At 68.1% G+C, this 14,877-nt stretch carries 10 protein-coding genes; 4 read left to right on the top strand and 6 right to left on the bottom strand.

Going from position 1 to position 14,877, the window contains the following annotated elements:
- Positions 1 to 6: 6 nt before the first annotated feature.
- The 6 genes from OG456_RS13255 to OG456_RS13280 all read right to left on the bottom strand — a co-directional run bounded on the left by OG456_RS13255 (position 7) and on the right by OG456_RS13280 (position 10,619).
- Positions 7 to 1,068: an ABC transporter ATP-binding protein gene (locus tag OG456_RS13255; RefSeq protein WP_266560546.1), complete on the bottom strand. Its 1,062-nt coding sequence runs from the start codon at positions 1,066 to 1,068 to the stop codon at positions 7 to 9.
- Positions 1,069 to 1,078: 10 nt separating this feature from the next.
- Complete coding sequence (locus OG456_RS13260; protein WP_266560548.1) at positions 1,079 to 2,056, bottom strand: ABC transporter permease; 978 nt, start codon at positions 2,054 to 2,056, stop codon at positions 1,079 to 1,081.
- Between the two features lie 109 nt (positions 2,057 to 2,165).
- A complete protein-coding gene (locus OG456_RS13265; RefSeq protein WP_266560550.1) occupies positions 2,166 to 3,962 on the bottom strand; it encodes an ABC transporter substrate-binding protein in 1,797 nt (598 codons plus the stop codon).
- A gap of 104 nt (positions 3,963 to 4,066) precedes the next feature.
- The gene (locus OG456_RS13270) at positions 4,067 to 5,098 is read right to left on the bottom strand and encodes an ABC transporter permease (RefSeq protein WP_266560552.1); all 1,032 of its coding nucleotides are present in this window, start codon (positions 5,096 to 5,098) and stop codon (positions 4,067 to 4,069) included.
- A gap of 913 nt (positions 5,099 to 6,011) precedes the next feature.
- Entirely contained in the window at positions 6,012 to 7,886 is a 1,875-nt protein-coding gene (gene typA / locus OG456_RS13275) for a translational GTPase TypA (RefSeq protein WP_266560554.1), read from the bottom strand.
- A 327-nt stretch (positions 7,887 to 8,213) separates the two neighbouring features.
- Positions 8,214 to 10,619 (bottom strand): ABC transporter family substrate-binding protein, encoded by a 2,406-nt coding sequence (locus OG456_RS13280; protein WP_266560556.1) that lies wholly within the window; start codon positions 10,617 to 10,619, stop codon positions 8,214 to 8,216.
- 400 nt (positions 10,620 to 11,019) lie between these two features.
- Between OG456_RS13280 and OG456_RS13285 the strand changes: the two genes are divergently transcribed.
- The 4 genes from OG456_RS13285 to OG456_RS13300 are packed head-to-tail and all read left to right on the top strand — an operon-like array spanning position 11,020 to position 14,871.
- Positions 11,020 to 11,307, top strand: a complete 288-nt coding sequence (locus OG456_RS13285; RefSeq protein ID WP_266560558.1) for a hypothetical protein — start codon at positions 11,020 to 11,022, stop codon at positions 11,305 to 11,307.
- A 20-nt stretch (positions 11,308 to 11,327) separates the two neighbouring features.
- Positions 11,328 to 12,155 carry a hypothetical protein gene (locus OG456_RS13290; protein ID WP_266560560.1) on the top strand — a complete coding sequence of 276 codons (828 nt, stop codon included), beginning with the start codon at positions 11,328 to 11,330 and terminating at the stop codon, positions 12,153 to 12,155.
- Between the two features lie 17 nt (positions 12,156 to 12,172).
- Positions 12,173 to 14,101 (top strand): fumarate reductase/succinate dehydrogenase flavoprotein subunit, encoded by a 1,929-nt coding sequence (locus OG456_RS13295; protein ID WP_266560562.1) that lies wholly within the window; start codon positions 12,173 to 12,175, stop codon positions 14,099 to 14,101.
- Positions 14,098 to 14,871 carry a succinate dehydrogenase/fumarate reductase iron-sulfur subunit gene (locus OG456_RS13300; protein ID WP_266560564.1) on the top strand — a complete coding sequence of 258 codons (774 nt, stop codon included), beginning with the start codon at positions 14,098 to 14,100 and terminating at the stop codon, positions 14,869 to 14,871. The genes OG456_RS13295 and OG456_RS13300 overlap by 4 nt, the downstream gene beginning before the upstream one ends.
- Positions 14,872 to 14,877 lie beyond the last annotated feature (6 nt).

Genomic DNA, 14,877 nt, shown 5'->3' on the forward strand with positions numbered 1-14,877 from the left:
TTCAGCTCAGCCCAGCCGGGGCTGAATCGTCTCGATGAACACCTGCTGCTTCTGATCTGCCGTCAGGTGGCAGGCAGAGCCGCGGCCGACCGGCAGCGTGGGCCGGTCGCCCTTGCACTTGCCGCCTTCCACCTTGTCGGTGAACGCACACCGGGGGTGGAAGGGGCAGCCGCTCGGCGGGTTCAGGAGCGACGGCGGCGAGCCGGGAATCGGCAGCAGCGGTTCGTCGACGTCCGAGTTGAGGCGCGGCATGGAGCCGAGCAGCCCCCAGGTGTAGGGGTGTTCGGGCGACTTGAGCACCTCGCGCACCGAGCCGCGCTCCACGGCCCGGCCCGCGTACATCACGAGCAGGTCGTCGGCCATGTTCGCCACGACGCCGAGGTCGTGGGTGATCATGATGATCGCGGAGCCGAACTCCTGCTGGAGGTCCTTGAGCAGGTCGAGAATCTGCGCCTGGACGGTCACGTCGAGCGCGGTGGTCGGCTCGTCGGCGATCAGCAGGTCGGGGTTGCAGACCAGGGACATGGCGATCATGGCGCGCTGGCGCATACCGCCGGAGAACTGGTGCGGGTAGTCGTCCACCCGCTGCTTGGGGTGGGGGATGCCCACCTTCTCCAGCATCTGGATCGCCCGGTCCCGGGCCTCCTTCTTGCTGGCCCCGGTGTGCTTGCGGAACGGCTCGGAGATCTGCCGGCCCACCGTGTAGTACGGGGACAGGGCGGTCAGCGAGTCCTGGAAGATCATCGCCATCTTGTTGCCGCGGAGCTTTTCGAGCTCGGGCTCGGTGGCGGTGATCAGTTCCTTGCCCTCGAGGAGGATCTCGCCCTCGACGTGGGTGCTCTTGCGGTTGTGCAGGCCGAGCACGGTCAGGTTCGTCACCGACTTGCCGGAGCCCGACTCGCCGACGATGCCGAGCGTCTTGCCGCGCTCGATGTCGAAGGAGAGCCCGTCCACAGCCTTGACGATGCCGTCCTCGGTGGAGAACTGCACCTTCAGGTCGCGTACCGAGAGGAACGCGTCGCCGCCGGTGGGGGCCGGGGCGTCCTCGGTCTTGGTGAGTGTGGTCACGGTCGTTCTCCTAGGACAGACGCACGCGCGGGTCGACGACGGCGTACAGAGCGTCCACGACGATGTTGCAGACGATGATGAAAGCGGCGCTGAGGATCATGACGCCCATGAGGACGGGGAGGTCCTTGCCGACCACCGAGTCACGGGCGAGACGGCCGATGCCGGCGAGGCCGAAGGTCAGCTCGGTGACCATGCCACCGCTGAGCAGACCGCCGATGTCCATGCCCAGGATGGTGATGATCGGGATGAGCGAGCCGCGCCAGGCGTAGCGGAAGAAGGCGTAACGGCTGCTCATGCCCTTGGCCTTGGCAGCTCGGACGTGCTCTTCCTGCAACTGCTCGATCATCGAGGAGCGGGCCATACGTGTGTAGTTGGCCGTGAAGATCGTCGCCATGATGATCCAGGGGATCAGCAGGCCCATGAACCAGCCCCACGGATCCTCGCTGATCGGCACGTACTTGGGCTTGTCCAGCCAGCCGGTGCTGAAGACCAGGAGGCCCATGACGACCGGGCCGATGAAGTAGATCTGGAACGAGCTGGTGACCAGCGAGGCGCCGCTGAAGGTCTTGTCGAGCCAGGTGCCGCGGAAGCGGGCGGCCAGCAGGCCGGCGCCGAGACCGGCGAACAGGAAGACGATGAGGGAACCGAAGGTGAGGGAGACCGTCAGCGGGAGACGGTCCATCATGGTGTCCCACACCATCTGGTTGTTACGGAACGAGACGCCGAAGCAGGGTGCGGAGCAGTGGCCCACCCCGAAGTCACGTCCGACGAAGATGCCGGAGAGGTAGTCCCAGTACTGCACGGGGACCGGCTTGTCGAGGCCCAGATTCTTGTGAATGAGCGCCAGCGCATCCGGAGTGCAGTTCTTGCCACATGCGAGCATCGCCGGGTCCTGTGGGATGGCGAAGTACATGAAGTACGTGAAGGCGCTGATCAGCAGAAGGATGAGTGCTGCGCCGAGCGTCCGGCGTATGAGAAATCGAAGCATGGCAATGAGCTGCTCTCAGGACGGCGGCGGTGGGAGGCCAGGAGGGAGCCGGCGACCCGGGGATGAGGGCACCGCCGCGCCCTCATCCCCGGGAACTGCCTGTTACTGACTACTTCTTGAGGTAGACCGCGGTCGGGTCGGTGTAGCTCGTCACCGTCGAGTACCGCAGGCCACCGACGTTGGAGCCGGCGATCTGGAACACCTTGGTGTAGTAGATCGGGGCAGCCGGGTTGATCTTGGTGGAGATGTACTCCGAGAGCTTCCCGTACTCCTTGGCACGCTCAGCGGCGTCCGTGATCGCCTGGATGCGGGCGATCTCGTCGTTCACGTGCTTGTCGTTCGTGTGCGAGTAGTTCGACGCACCGTCCTGGATCTGCTGACCGTCGAAGGACGGCGGGAAGACAGTGTTGCCGTCCGCCCAGTCCTGGCCCCAGCCGGTCATGTAGAGGTCGAGGCCGTTCTTGACCTTGCCCATCTGCTCGTACCAGGTCGCGGCGTCGATCTCCTTCTTCTGGATGTCGAGGCCGATCTTCTTCAGGTTGTTGATGATCAGGTTCGCCTGAGTGGTACGGACCGGGGTGTTGGCGTAGGCGTAGACGAGCTTCTTGCCCTTGGCGCCGGCCTCGTCGATCAGCTTCTTCGCCGCGGCGATGTCACCGTTCGGCTTCTTGGCGCGGTTGAACGGGTCGAGCTTCTTGTCGTAGCCCGGGGTGGTCGGCGACATCAGGCTGGTCGCGGGGTCGCCGCCGTAGGCACCACCGTCGGCGTGGCCGGCCGCGTTGGCCGGGATCGCCAGGGCGATGGCGTCACGGACGCGCTTGTCCTTGACGCGGTCCATGTTGAAGTTCAGCTGCCACACGTACGGGGCGTAGCCCTGCACCGTGCGCTTCATGACCGCCTTGTCGGTGGTGATCTTCTGCAGCTGGGTGGCGTCGACCTGGCCGGTGAACATGATGGCGTTCTTGGCCTCGGCACGGTCAGCCAGGATCGTCTTGGTCTGCGTGGCCTTGTCCTGGTTGTAGTCGATGTTGAAGCCATCGACGTACTGGTGACGCATCGGGTCCGTCTTCGGGTCCCAGTTGGGGTTGCGGACCAGCTTCAGGTTCTTGCCGGACTTGTACTCGGAGATCTTGTACGGGCCGGTCGCGACGGGCGCCTGGTCGTACTTCTCCTTGGTGTCCGTCTTCTCCGGGACGACGGAGTAGGCGGCCATCGCGAACGCCTGCGGGGCGTCGCTGTGCGGCTTCTGGAAGTGGAAGACGACGGTCTTGTCGTCCGGGGTCGACAGGACCGAGTCCGGCAGGTGCTTGCCCTTGAACGGACCCGCGTACGCCTTGCGGTACTTGGTGCCCTCGCCGGACAGCCACTGCTGCACGTAGGTCGGGCCGTCCGTCTCGAAGGAGGCGTACAGACGCTCGAAGCTGTGGCGGATGTCGCCCGACGTGATGACGTTGCCGTTCTGGTCCTTCACGCCGTCCTTCAGCGTGTAGGTCCAGGTCTTGCCGCCGTCCGAGGACTTGCCCGCGTCGGTGGCGAGGTCGCCGACGACCGTCTGGTTGCCCTTGTCGTCCTCGACGTACGTGGTCAGGCCACGGTAGAGGAGCTTGGAGAGGAGGCCACCGTCGGAGACGTAGATCTGCCCCGGGTCCAGGTGGGAGAAGTCCGTCTCCTGGTAGACCTGGACGGTGCCGCCCTTACGGGAGCCCGGCACCTCCTTGGCGGGGCCGACGGACTGCTGGGCGGTGCCCATGACGACCGGCTTGGCCTGCGCGAGGGCGTCCTTCTGGGACTTGCCCGCGGGCTTGTCGGAGCTCTTGCTGCCACTGCTGCAGCCGGTGAGTGCCAGCGCGCCGGCGGTCACCGCGACGACCGTTGCCTGCGCCGTGCGCGTACGAAGGATGCTCATGGAGTTAGATCCACCTGCCTGTGAGTAGTGATCCTTTGGTGCTGCCTGGCGCATCCGGTGTGGGCCGGCGCCCGGGTGGCAGCTCCCCCTCGGATGGGCTGGGTTCAGCGGCCCGTCTTGGGATCGAACGCATCCCGGACGGAGTCCCCGAGGAGGTTGAACGCCACGAAGAAGACGACCATGGCGACACCCGGGAAGAACATGTAGGTCGGGTCCTGCTCGTAGATGTTCGCGCCGGTGGCGAACATCAGGCCCCAGTCGGGGGTCGGGTCCTGATACCCGACGCCGACGAAGGACAGGAAGGCGACCGAGAGAATGGTGCTGGGGAGCAGGTACGTGCCCTGCACGATGATCGGCGTGATCAGGTTGGGCAGCAGCTCCTTGCGGATGATCCGCCAGGGCGAGGCGCCCGCGACCTTCGCCGCCTCCACGAACTCGCGCTCACGCAGGGAGAGCGTGACGGCGCGCACCAGGCGGGACAGGCTCATCCAGGTGAGGAGCCACATCACGCCGAGGATGGCGAGGAAGCGGATGTAGACCGGGGTCTCCTCGTCGGGCGCCACGAACACCGTGACCACGACGGGCATCACCGCGACCATGAACAGCTGGCTGGGCAGGGCGAGCATGAAGTCGGTCAGCCGCCCGAGCCAGTAGTCGATCTTGCCGCCGAAGTACCCGGAGAGGAGACCGATGAGCACGCCCACGATGACGATGCCGATCGTGGCGAGCAGCGCCGTGTAGAGCGACGTACGCATGCCGTAGAGCAGGTACGAGAACACGTCGCGGCCGTAGTTCGGGTCGATGCCGAACCAGTGCTCGGGCGAGATACCGCCGTTGGGACCGGCCGGCAGGTTGAACTCGTTGAGGAGTGTGGGGTCGTCCTGCCCGTAGAAGGTGTACGGGTCCTTGCCGTACACCTTCGCGATGACCGGCGCGAGCGCGGATATCAGGAAGAAGAACAGGACGATGAAGGCGGAGATGACGCCCGTCTTGTCCCGTTTGAAGCGACGCCACATCAGCTGTCCGGGGCTGCGCCCCTCGAGCTTCTTGGGCTCCTTCGCGTCAGCCTGCGGCGCGCTGTCCTTGTCCAAGGCGGAAGAGGTCTCGGCGCCCTCAATCTCGATTGGACTCGTCATGATTCGTCCATTTCACAGGTGTTGGAGGTCGTCGGCACACGGCGGGCTCCTCCCTGTGGGACGGAGCACCGGACCGACGGCCGTCGCACGGCGTACGCCACTCCAGCTGGATTGCCACCAGGGGGTACGACGACCTACGGGCGGTACACGGCAACCCAAGGCCGGATGCGCGCGGTTGAGCTACGACTGGGGTGAACTCACCCCGGGGGAACCTGACCCGACCGGGCAGGCATTGCCGTCAGAGACTGTCGCGGCGCTTGAGCGCCGTGCCGACCACGGAGCTACTGCCCGCGAGTCCTGTACCTGCCATCGGGGACGACGCGACCCATATGGCGCTTGTGGCACCTCGCATGGGTTCCTCCTCATGAGTCCACTTTTGTTCACTACAAGTGGAGGCACATGCCACCTGACCGACACCCCTGACGGCGAGGATTGAAAGTGCCTCAGTGTGCTCGCGAGTCGGCACTCCCCACAGTGCGTGACCCATTGACCCGAGCTCTACGCGCTCAACTATCTGGCATCAGAATCGGACCGACCACAGTCTTTTGGTCTCGGTTCGATCACACCTGATGCGTACTTAGCCCAAAATCCGGACAAACTGATCCTAGATAGATCCCTGCGAAACGGACTCGTTACACATCTATCGGTCAATGGGGTCCGGATTCCGGACAGTCGCCTCTGGAAAACGAGTTGCACATCACGAGCCCTTGCGCAGGGCTGTGGGAAGACTCTCAGCGGGCGGATCAACGCGCGTGGATCGCGCGGGAACGCGTCCAGGATGCCACGAGGGTAGTGAAGGACCACCTGGCGCGGGCATCGATCCTGTAAAAACTCCTGCCCGGACCTCCCGGCGCAGGACATACGACAAAGGCCCGGGCCCCCCGAAGGGGACCCGGGCCCAGCTGTCTCGGGATCAGGCGTTCTTGGCCTTCGAGGCTGCGCGGCCGCGCAGCTTCTGGTCCAGGACGACCTTGCGGATACGGACCGTCTCCGGGGTCACCTCGATGCACTCGTCGTCGCGGCAGAACTCCAGGGACTGCTCGAGCGAGAGCTTGCGGGCGGGCACCACGTTCTCCGTGGTGTCCGCGGAAGCCGCACGCATGTTGGTGAGCTTCTTCTCCTTGGTGATGTTCACGTCCATGTCGTCGGCGCGCGAGTTCTCGCCGATGATCATGCCCTCGTAGACCTCGGTGCCGGCCTCGGTGAAGATGACACCGCGCTCCTGGAGGTTGACCATCGCGAACGGCGTCACCGTGCCCGAACGGTCCGCGACGAGCGAGCCGTTGTGACGGGTGCGCAGGTCGCCGAACCACGGCTCGTGACCCTCGAAGATCGAGTGCGCGATACCGGTGCCGCGGGTCTGCGTCAGGAACTCCGTGCGGAAGCCGATGAGGCCACGCGACGGGACGATCCACTCCATGCGGACCCAGCCCGAACCGTGGTTCGTCATGGTCTCCATGCGGCCCTTGCGGGTCGCCATGAGCTGCGTGATGGCGCCGAGGTGCTCCTCGGGCGAGTCGATCGTCATGCGCTCGATCGGCTCGTGCGTCTTGCCGTTGACCTGCTTGGTGACGACCTCGGGCTTGCCGACGGTCAGCTCGAAGCCCTCGCGGCGCATCTGCTCGACCAGGATGGCGAGCGCGAGCTCACCACGGCCCTGGACCTCCCAGGCGTCGGGGCGCTCGGTGTCCAGGACACGGAGCGAGACGTTACCGACCAGCTCGCGGTCGAGTCGGTCCTTGATCTGGCGGGCCGTGACCTTGTGGCCCTTGCCGCCCTTGCCGACCAGCGGCGAGGTGTTCGCGCCGATGGTCATCGAGATGGCCGGCTCGTCGACCGTGATGAGCGGCAGCGCGATCGGGTTCTCGGTGTCGGCCAGGGTCTCACCGATCATGATGTCCGGGATACCGGCGATGGCGCAGATGTCGCCCGGGCCCGCCTTCTCGGCCGGCTTGCGGGTGAGGGCCTCGGTCATGAGGAGCTCGGTGACGCGCACGTTGGACATCGTGCCGTCGCGCTTGATCCACGTGACCGTCTGGCCCTTGCGCAGCTCGCCCTGCTCGACACGGCAGAGCGCGATACGGCCGAGGAAGTTGTCGGCGTCCAGGTTCGTGACGTGGGCCTGGAGGGGGGCGTCCTCGTCGTACTCCGGGGCCGGCACGTGCGACAGGATCGTGTTGAAGAACGGCTCGAGGTTCTCGCTGTCCTGCGGGACGGTGCCGTCCTCGGGCTTGGTCAGCGAGGCGACGCCGTCACGGGCGCAGGCGTAGACGATCGGGAACTCGATCTGGTCCTCGTCCGCGTCCAGGTCCAGGAACAGGTCGTACGTCTCGTCGACGACCTCGGCGATCCGGGAGTCGGGGCGGTCCGTCTTGTTGATGCACAGGATGACCGGCATCTTGGCCGAGAGCGCCTTGCGCAGCACGAAGCGGGTCTGCGGCAGCGGGCCCTCGGAGGCGTCGACGAGCAGCACGACCGCATCGACCATCGACAGGCCGCGCTCGACCTCACCACCGAAGTCGGCGTGGCCGGGGGTGTCGATGATGTTGATCGTGATGGCGTCGCCGCCATCCTTCGGGTGGTACTTGACCGCCGTGTTCTTGGCCAGGATCGTGATGCCCTTCTCACGCTCCAGGTCGTTCGAGTCCATCATGCGGTCGTCGAGCGACTCGGCGGCGTGCGCCGCGAAGGCGCCGGCCTGCTTGAGCATGGCGTCGACCAGCGTGGTCTTGCCGTGGTCGACGTGGGCGACGATGGCGACGTTACGGATGTCGTGGCGCGTGGCCATATTGCGGCGTACTCCCGGAGTGAGTGGACGGCTGCGCGTACGTCTCTTCGTACGCGCGCCCTGCCGGGCTGGACACGCCACGGCCTCACCCCATCGTACGGGGCTTCGGCCGAGTAGGCCTTCTGGGGCTCTGGGGTCAAGGGTGCACAGTGAGTGAACGCCGCGGAGAGGCGTGGGGGGCGCCCCGAGGAAACCGCAGGTCAGTGGTGATACGCACCTTGCCCGCCGGAGGGGCCGGCGGGCAAGGGACTTGAGCGAGATCTGAGCTGGGCGATCTTGGGGGCGCTCCCCCAGCGGCTCTCAGGGCCACTCAGGGTGCGATGTGCGTCACTTCTCGGACGGCTTCTCGGACGGGCTCCCGGACGATTTCCCGGCCGGGCTCGCGGAGGAGTTCGCGGACGAGCTCGCCTTGCCGGAGGCGTTCGGCTTGGCACCCGGCCGCGCACCCGGCTTCAGGAAGCCGATGTCCTCGTAGTCGGGCTCCTGGAAGCCGAAGGCTCCCGCGTTGGCGACGCTGCGACGGGCGGCCACGAGCTCCGGGCGCTGGTAGAGAGGAATCGATCCTGCTGCGGCCCAGATACGGGCGTCGGCCTGCTTGACCAGGGAGCGCTCCTCCCCCTCGTCGAGCTCACCGATCGCCTGGTCGAAGAGCTGGTCGATGTGGTCCGTGCCGACCCGGGTGTAGTTCTGCTCGACCGTGAGCGTGCCGTCCGCCGCGGGCACCGGCTTGGCGTAGATCGGGCGGGCGTCGGTGGCCGGGAAGGCCGATGCGGGCCACGAGTAGAGCGCCATGTCGTACTGCCCGGACGCGATGTGGTCCTTGAAGTAGCTGGCGTCGGCGACCTTCGACGTCTCCGTGCTGATACCGATCTTCCCCAGCATCTGCGAGATCCGGTCGGCGACCGCGCGCAGCGAGTCCGAGCCGGGGCCCGACGGGAGCACGAAGCGCAGCGTCAGCGGCTTGCCGTCCTTGGCGAGCGGCCCGGCGGGGGCACCGGCGGGTGCCGCCGTCCCCTTCGGGGCGTACGCACCCGGGGCGCCACCCTGGGCGGCCTCCTTCGCGTACTGATCCGTGTGCTTCCTCTCCTTGTCGGCCTCGCGCAGCTTCCGCGCGTCGGCCTGGTGCAGGAGCGCGACGTGCTGGTACGCGGCGGTGCGCCCGGGGTCGAGCACCGGGGGCTGCCGGTCGCCCGGCTTCTGGTCGCTCTCGCCGACGATGTACGTGCCGTCGTCCGAGTCGGAGGCGGCACCCTTCTCGTCCTTCGTGCCCGCCTTGCTCTTCTTGCCCTCGCTGCCGGAGACGTTGCCGGCCGTCTTCGGCTTGGTCGTCGCGGTCTCCTTCTTCAGGGGACCGCCCGACACCCAGCCCGCGTCCGCGAGCAGCGCCCGGGCCTCGGTGGTGTCCTGGCTGCCGAGCGCACCGCTGCTGTCGGCGTACGCCTGCTGCCCGGCGAGGGCGAGATGGCTGCCGACGGGGTGCGCGGGCAGGCCGAGCGGCTTGAGGACGACCTCGGCGAGCTTCTTGCGGTCGATCGCGCGGGCGACGGCGCGGCGCACCCGCTCGTCGGCCAGGGGCCCCTCGGAGCCGTTCAGCGCGAGCTGCGTGAAGGCGGGTTCGAGGGACTTGCGGACGACGTAGTCCTCCAGGCGCGACTGTTCCTTCTCGTACTTGGTGGCGGCCTTGCGGGTCTTCGCGCGGGCTTCGAGTTCCGCGTCGGCCGCGTTCGCGTCGTCGCCGTGCGCGACGGCCCAGGACCGCATCGACTGAGCGGGCGTGCGCGCGCCGGGGCCGTGGGCGAGCGGGCCCGAGGTGCCCTTGTCACGGTCGGCGAGGGAGATGCGGGAGGCGTCTTCCGGGTCGACGGCGGCGAGGTCGATCTTCCCCGCGACGAGCGCGTCGGCGCGGTCCTTACGGGGCACGGCCTGCAGGACGAGCTGCTCCAGCTTGGCCTGGCGGCCCCACCAGCGCGGGTTGCGCACCAGCGTGATGTCCTTGGCGTCGCGGTCGATCTTCTTGATCGAGAAGGGGCCGGCGGTGACCTTGAGCTTGCGCCGGGCTTCCTCGTTGAAGGCGTCCGGGGTCCCCATGACGTCCTTGGGGTACAGCGGCGAGAACAGCGAGCGCCAGTCCGCGTACGGCTTCGCGAAGGTGACCCGCACCTCCAGGTTGTTCTTGCCGCGCTCGATCTTCTCGATGCGGTCGTAGCCCGCGTTGTGGGCCGTCCAGTACGCGGAGTCCTTGCCGGACAGCGCGCGCCACTGGGCGGCGAAGTCGGCGGCGCCGATCTCGCGGCCGTCGCTCCACACCGCCTGCTGGTTGAGCTTGTACAGGACGACCTGCTTGGGCTCGCGCTCGATGACCTCGGCCTTCTCCAGGAAGTCCGGGTCGCGCACCGCCTTGCCCTGGTTGTCGAGCCGGTACATCGAGGGCAGCACGGCGCCGGCGACGCGGGACGTGCCCGCGTCGGCGTCGGCCTGGAAGGAGTTGAGGGTCCCCGGCAGGGCGTCGACCGCCCAGCGCAGGGTGCCGCCGTCGGCGATGTCGCCGCGGGCCGCGGGCGCGATGTCCTGGGCGGCGGCCGGACCGCTGGACTCTGCTTCGTCGTCGCCCGAGCTGCAGCCGGCCAGGGCCGTCACCGCGAGCGCCCCCGACACGAGGAACGCGGCCGAGCGTAGGACGGGACGCCGCGCGGGACGCCTGGCGGGGCGCGATGTGGCGCCGTCATGGGACATCACGGGTACCTCCGGGGCTAGCCCGGCCGCCCGCTTGCCAGGAACGGGCCGGGTTTGATCACGTTTGGCGGTATATGGAGCTGATCACATCTATCGCCCCACTGAAGGGGACGGGTCGAGCAGGCAGTCGCAGACACGGCGCTGAGGTGCCAGAACCCCACTCGTGCGGCCCAATGACGGCCCCGTCAGGGCCGCGGGGACTGCGCGACAAGCCCCCACAGCCCCGCACCCGCCGGCGAAACCCCACCACCCCGCCCCCCGAGGCACCGCCCCCGAAGGGGGCGCACGAAGCCCCGCACTCCAGCAATCCGCGCAGATCCCTTCACAAGGCGTGATGTGACGCGCGACACTCGCAGGCGCATGAGCATCTCCGCCGCACCAGCGGAAGCGAGGGCAAGTCATGACCCTGAACGACGACTTGGCGGCAGCCGAGCGCTGCCTCGACGAGCTGTGCCGGACCGTGGGGCGCCTGGAGCGGCAGCTCGACGGCGGCCTCGACGTACGGCGCGTACGCACCGACGCCGACCATCTGCGCGAGAGCGTCGCGCTGCTGCGGGCGGCTGCTGCCGCTCCGCCGCCACCGCGCCGGCCCGAGCTCGTGCCCGTCCCCGACACCCCGTACGACAGCTCGCTCTGGACCGACTCGGACGACGAAGGACTCGGCGCCCGGGACCGGCACGCCCCCTGACCCTCTGAGCGGAGGCTTCGTTGGCCACCGGCACGGAACCCCATCCCCAAGCGGACGCGCACGGCGTCCGGGGCAGGACGCGCGCCGCGATCGCGTCCGGGCACCTGCGCACCGACCGCTGGTGGCTGGCGCCCGCCAGTACCGCCGCGGGACTGCTCGCCTTCATCGTCTACTCGACGTGGCGGGCCTTCGCGAACACGCACTACTACCACGCGCCGTACGTCTCGCCGTTCTACTCCCCGTGCATCGCGCAGAACTGCAAGCCGATGCACGCGGGCCCCAACTGGGAGATCTTCGGCGGCTGGTGGGGCCTGTCCCCCGCGCTGCTCATCCTGATCTTCCCGCTCGGCTTCCGGCTGACCTGCTACTACTACCGGAAGGCCTACTACCGCGGGTTCTGGGCGTCACCGCCCGCCTGCGCGGTCGCCGAGCCGCACAAGAAGTACACGGGCGAGACCCGCTTCCCGCTGATCCTGCAGAACATCCACCGCTACTTCTTCTACGCGGCGATCCTCGTGGCGGGCATCCTCACGTACGACACCGTGCTCTCGTTCCGCGACGAGACGTACGCGTGGGGCCACATGGGTCTCGGCACGCTCGTCTTCCTCCTGAACATCACGCTGATCTGGGCGTACACCCTGTCCTGCCACTCGTGCCGGCACATCGTCGGCGGCAAGCTCAAGCACTTCTCCAAGCACCCGGTGCGCTACCGGATGTGGCAGTGGGTCGGAAAACTGAACGACCGCCACATGCTGCTCGCCTGGGCGTCGTTGATCAGCGTCGCGCTCGCCGACTTCTATGTGTTCCTGCTGTCGTCCGGTGCCTTCGACGATCCGCGCTTCTTCTAGATGGGGTGGCATTCCTGATGTCTCAAGTGGAGCGACAGCAGTGGGACGTTGTCGTGGTGGGGGCGGGCGGTGCCGGCCTGCGCGCGGCGATCGAGGCGCGCGAGCGCGGCGCGCGTACGGCCGTGATCTGCAAGTCCCTCTTCGGCAAGGCGCACACCGTGATGGCCGAGGGCGGCATCGCCGCGGCCATGGGGAACGTGAACTCCGGCGACAGCTGGCAGGTCCACTTCCGCGACACGCTGCGCGGCGGCAAGTTCCTCAACCAGTGGCGGATGGCCGAACTGCACGCGCGCGAAGCACCCGACCGCGTATGGGAGTTGGAGACCTGGGGCGCCCTGTTCGACCGGACGGCGGACGGCCGGATCTCGCAGCGCAACTTCGGAGGCCACGAGTACCCGCGCCTCGCGCACGTCGGTGACCGCACGGGCCTGGAGCTGATCCGCACGCTCCAGCAGAAGATCGTGGCGCTCCAGCAGGAGGACTTCAAGGAGTTCGGCGACTACGAGGCCCGCCTCAAGGTCTTCCAGGAGTGCACGGTCACCCGCGTGCTCAAGGACGGAGACCGCGTGTCCGGCGCGTTCTGCTACGAGCGCGAGAGCGGCCGCTTCTTCGTCCTGGAGGCGCCGAGCGTGGTGCTGGCGACGGGCGGGATCGGCAAGTCGTTCAAGGTGACGTCGAACTCGTGGGAGTACACGGGCGACGGCCACGCGCTGGCGCTGCTCGCCGGGGCGCCGCTGCTGAACATGGAGTTCGTGCAGTTCCATCCGACGGGAATGGTCTGGCCGCCGTCGGTGAAGGGCATCCTCGTCACGGAGTCGGTGCGCGGCGACGGCGGGGTCCTGCGCAACTCCGAGGGCAAGCGGTTCATGTTCGACTACGTCCCCGACGTCTTCAAGGAGAAGTACGCCGAGTCGGAGGACGAGGGCGACCGCTGGTACGACGACCCGGACCACAACCGGCGCCCGCCCGAGCTGCTGCCCCGCGACGAGGTGGCGCGTGCCATCAACTCCGAGGTGAAGGCGGGCCGCGGCTCCCCGCACGGCGGCGTCTTCCTGGACGTCTCCACGCGCATGCCGGCCGAGCGCATCCGGCGCCGGCTGCCGTCGATGTACCACCAGTTCAAGGAGCTGGCGGACGTCGACATCACGGCCGAGCCGATGGAGGTCGGCCCGACCTGCCACTACGTGATGGGCGGCATCGCCGTCGACTCGGACACGGCGGCGGCGCGCGGCGTCCCCGGCCTGTTCGCGGCCGGCGAGGTGGCGGGCGGCATGCACGGCTCGAACCGCCTCGGCGGCAACTCGCTCTCCGACCTCCTCGTCTTCGGCCGCCGCGCGGGGCTGCACGCGGCCGAGTACGCGGCCGGGCTCGGCGAGCGCCCGGCCATCGACGCGGACCAGGTCGACACGGCGGCGGCGGAGGCACTGCGCCCGTTCTCCGCGGAGGGTCCCGCGGACGGGGGCGTCGCCGAGAACCCGTACACGCTCCACCAGGAGCTCCAGCAGGCGATGAACGACCTGGTCGGCATCATCCGCCGCGAGGAGGAGATGGCCGAGGCGCTCGACCGGCTCGCCGGGCTGCGGATGCGGGCGCGGCGGGCCGGGGTGGAGGGGCACCGCCAGTTCAACCCCGGCTGGCACCTCTCGCTCGACCTGCGCAACATGCTGCTCGTCAGCGAGTGCATCGCGCGGGCCGCCCTGGAGCGCACGGAGTCGCGCGGCGGCCACACCCGCGAGGACCACCCGACGATGGACCGCCGCTGGCGCCGCACGAACCTGCTGTGCCGCCTCGTCGATCCGACCGGCGGCCTCGCGGCCACCGACCCGGTCCGGGGCCAGATCGACCTCGTGCGCGACACCACCGAGCCCATCCGCCCGGACCTGCTCGCCCTCTTCGAGAAGGAAGAGCTGGTCAAGTACCTCGCCGAAGAGGAGCTGTACGAGTGAGTTCGTACGATGCGCGTTTCAGGGTCTGGCGCGGGGACGCCGAGGGCGGCGACCTGACGGACTTCTCCGTGGAGGTGAACGACGGCGAGGTCGTCCTCGACATCATCCACAGGATCCAGGCGACCCAGGCCTCCGACCTCGCGGTCCGCTGGAACTGCAAGGCGGGCAAGTGCGGTTCGTGCTCGGCGGAGATCAACGGCCGGCCCCGCCTGATGTGCATGACCCGCATGTCGGTCTTCGACCGCGAGGACGTCATCACGGTGACGCCGCTGCGCGCCTTCCCCGTGGTCCGCGACCTGGTCACGGACGTCGGCTTCAACTACACGAAGGCCCGCGAGATCCCCGCGTTCGTCCCGCCGGCCGGGGTCGCCCCGGGCGAGTACCGCATGCAGCAGGAGGACGTGGACCGCTCGCAGGAGTTCCGTAAGTGCATCGAGTGCTTCCTGTGCCAGGACACGTGCCATGCGGTGCGCGACCACGAGGAGAACAAGGCGGCGTTCGCGGGCCCGCGCTTCCTGATGCGGGTCGCCGAGCTGGACATGCACCCCCTCGATGCGGCGTCGGACTCCGGCCTCGACCGCAAGCGCACGGCCCAGGAGGACCACGGCCTCGGCTACTGCAACATCACGAAGTGCTGCACGGAGGTCTGCCCGGAGGGCATCCACATCACCGACAACGCCCTGATCCCCCTGAAGGAACGAGCGGTCGACCGCAAGTACGACCCGGTGGTGTGGCTGGGGAACAAGATCCGGCGGAGGCCGTCCTCGTAAGGCCGC

Source organism: Streptomyces sp. NBC_01446, from assembly GCF_026340095.1.
GTDB lineage: Bacteria > Actinomycetota > Actinomycetes > Streptomycetales > Streptomycetaceae > Streptomyces > Streptomyces aureus.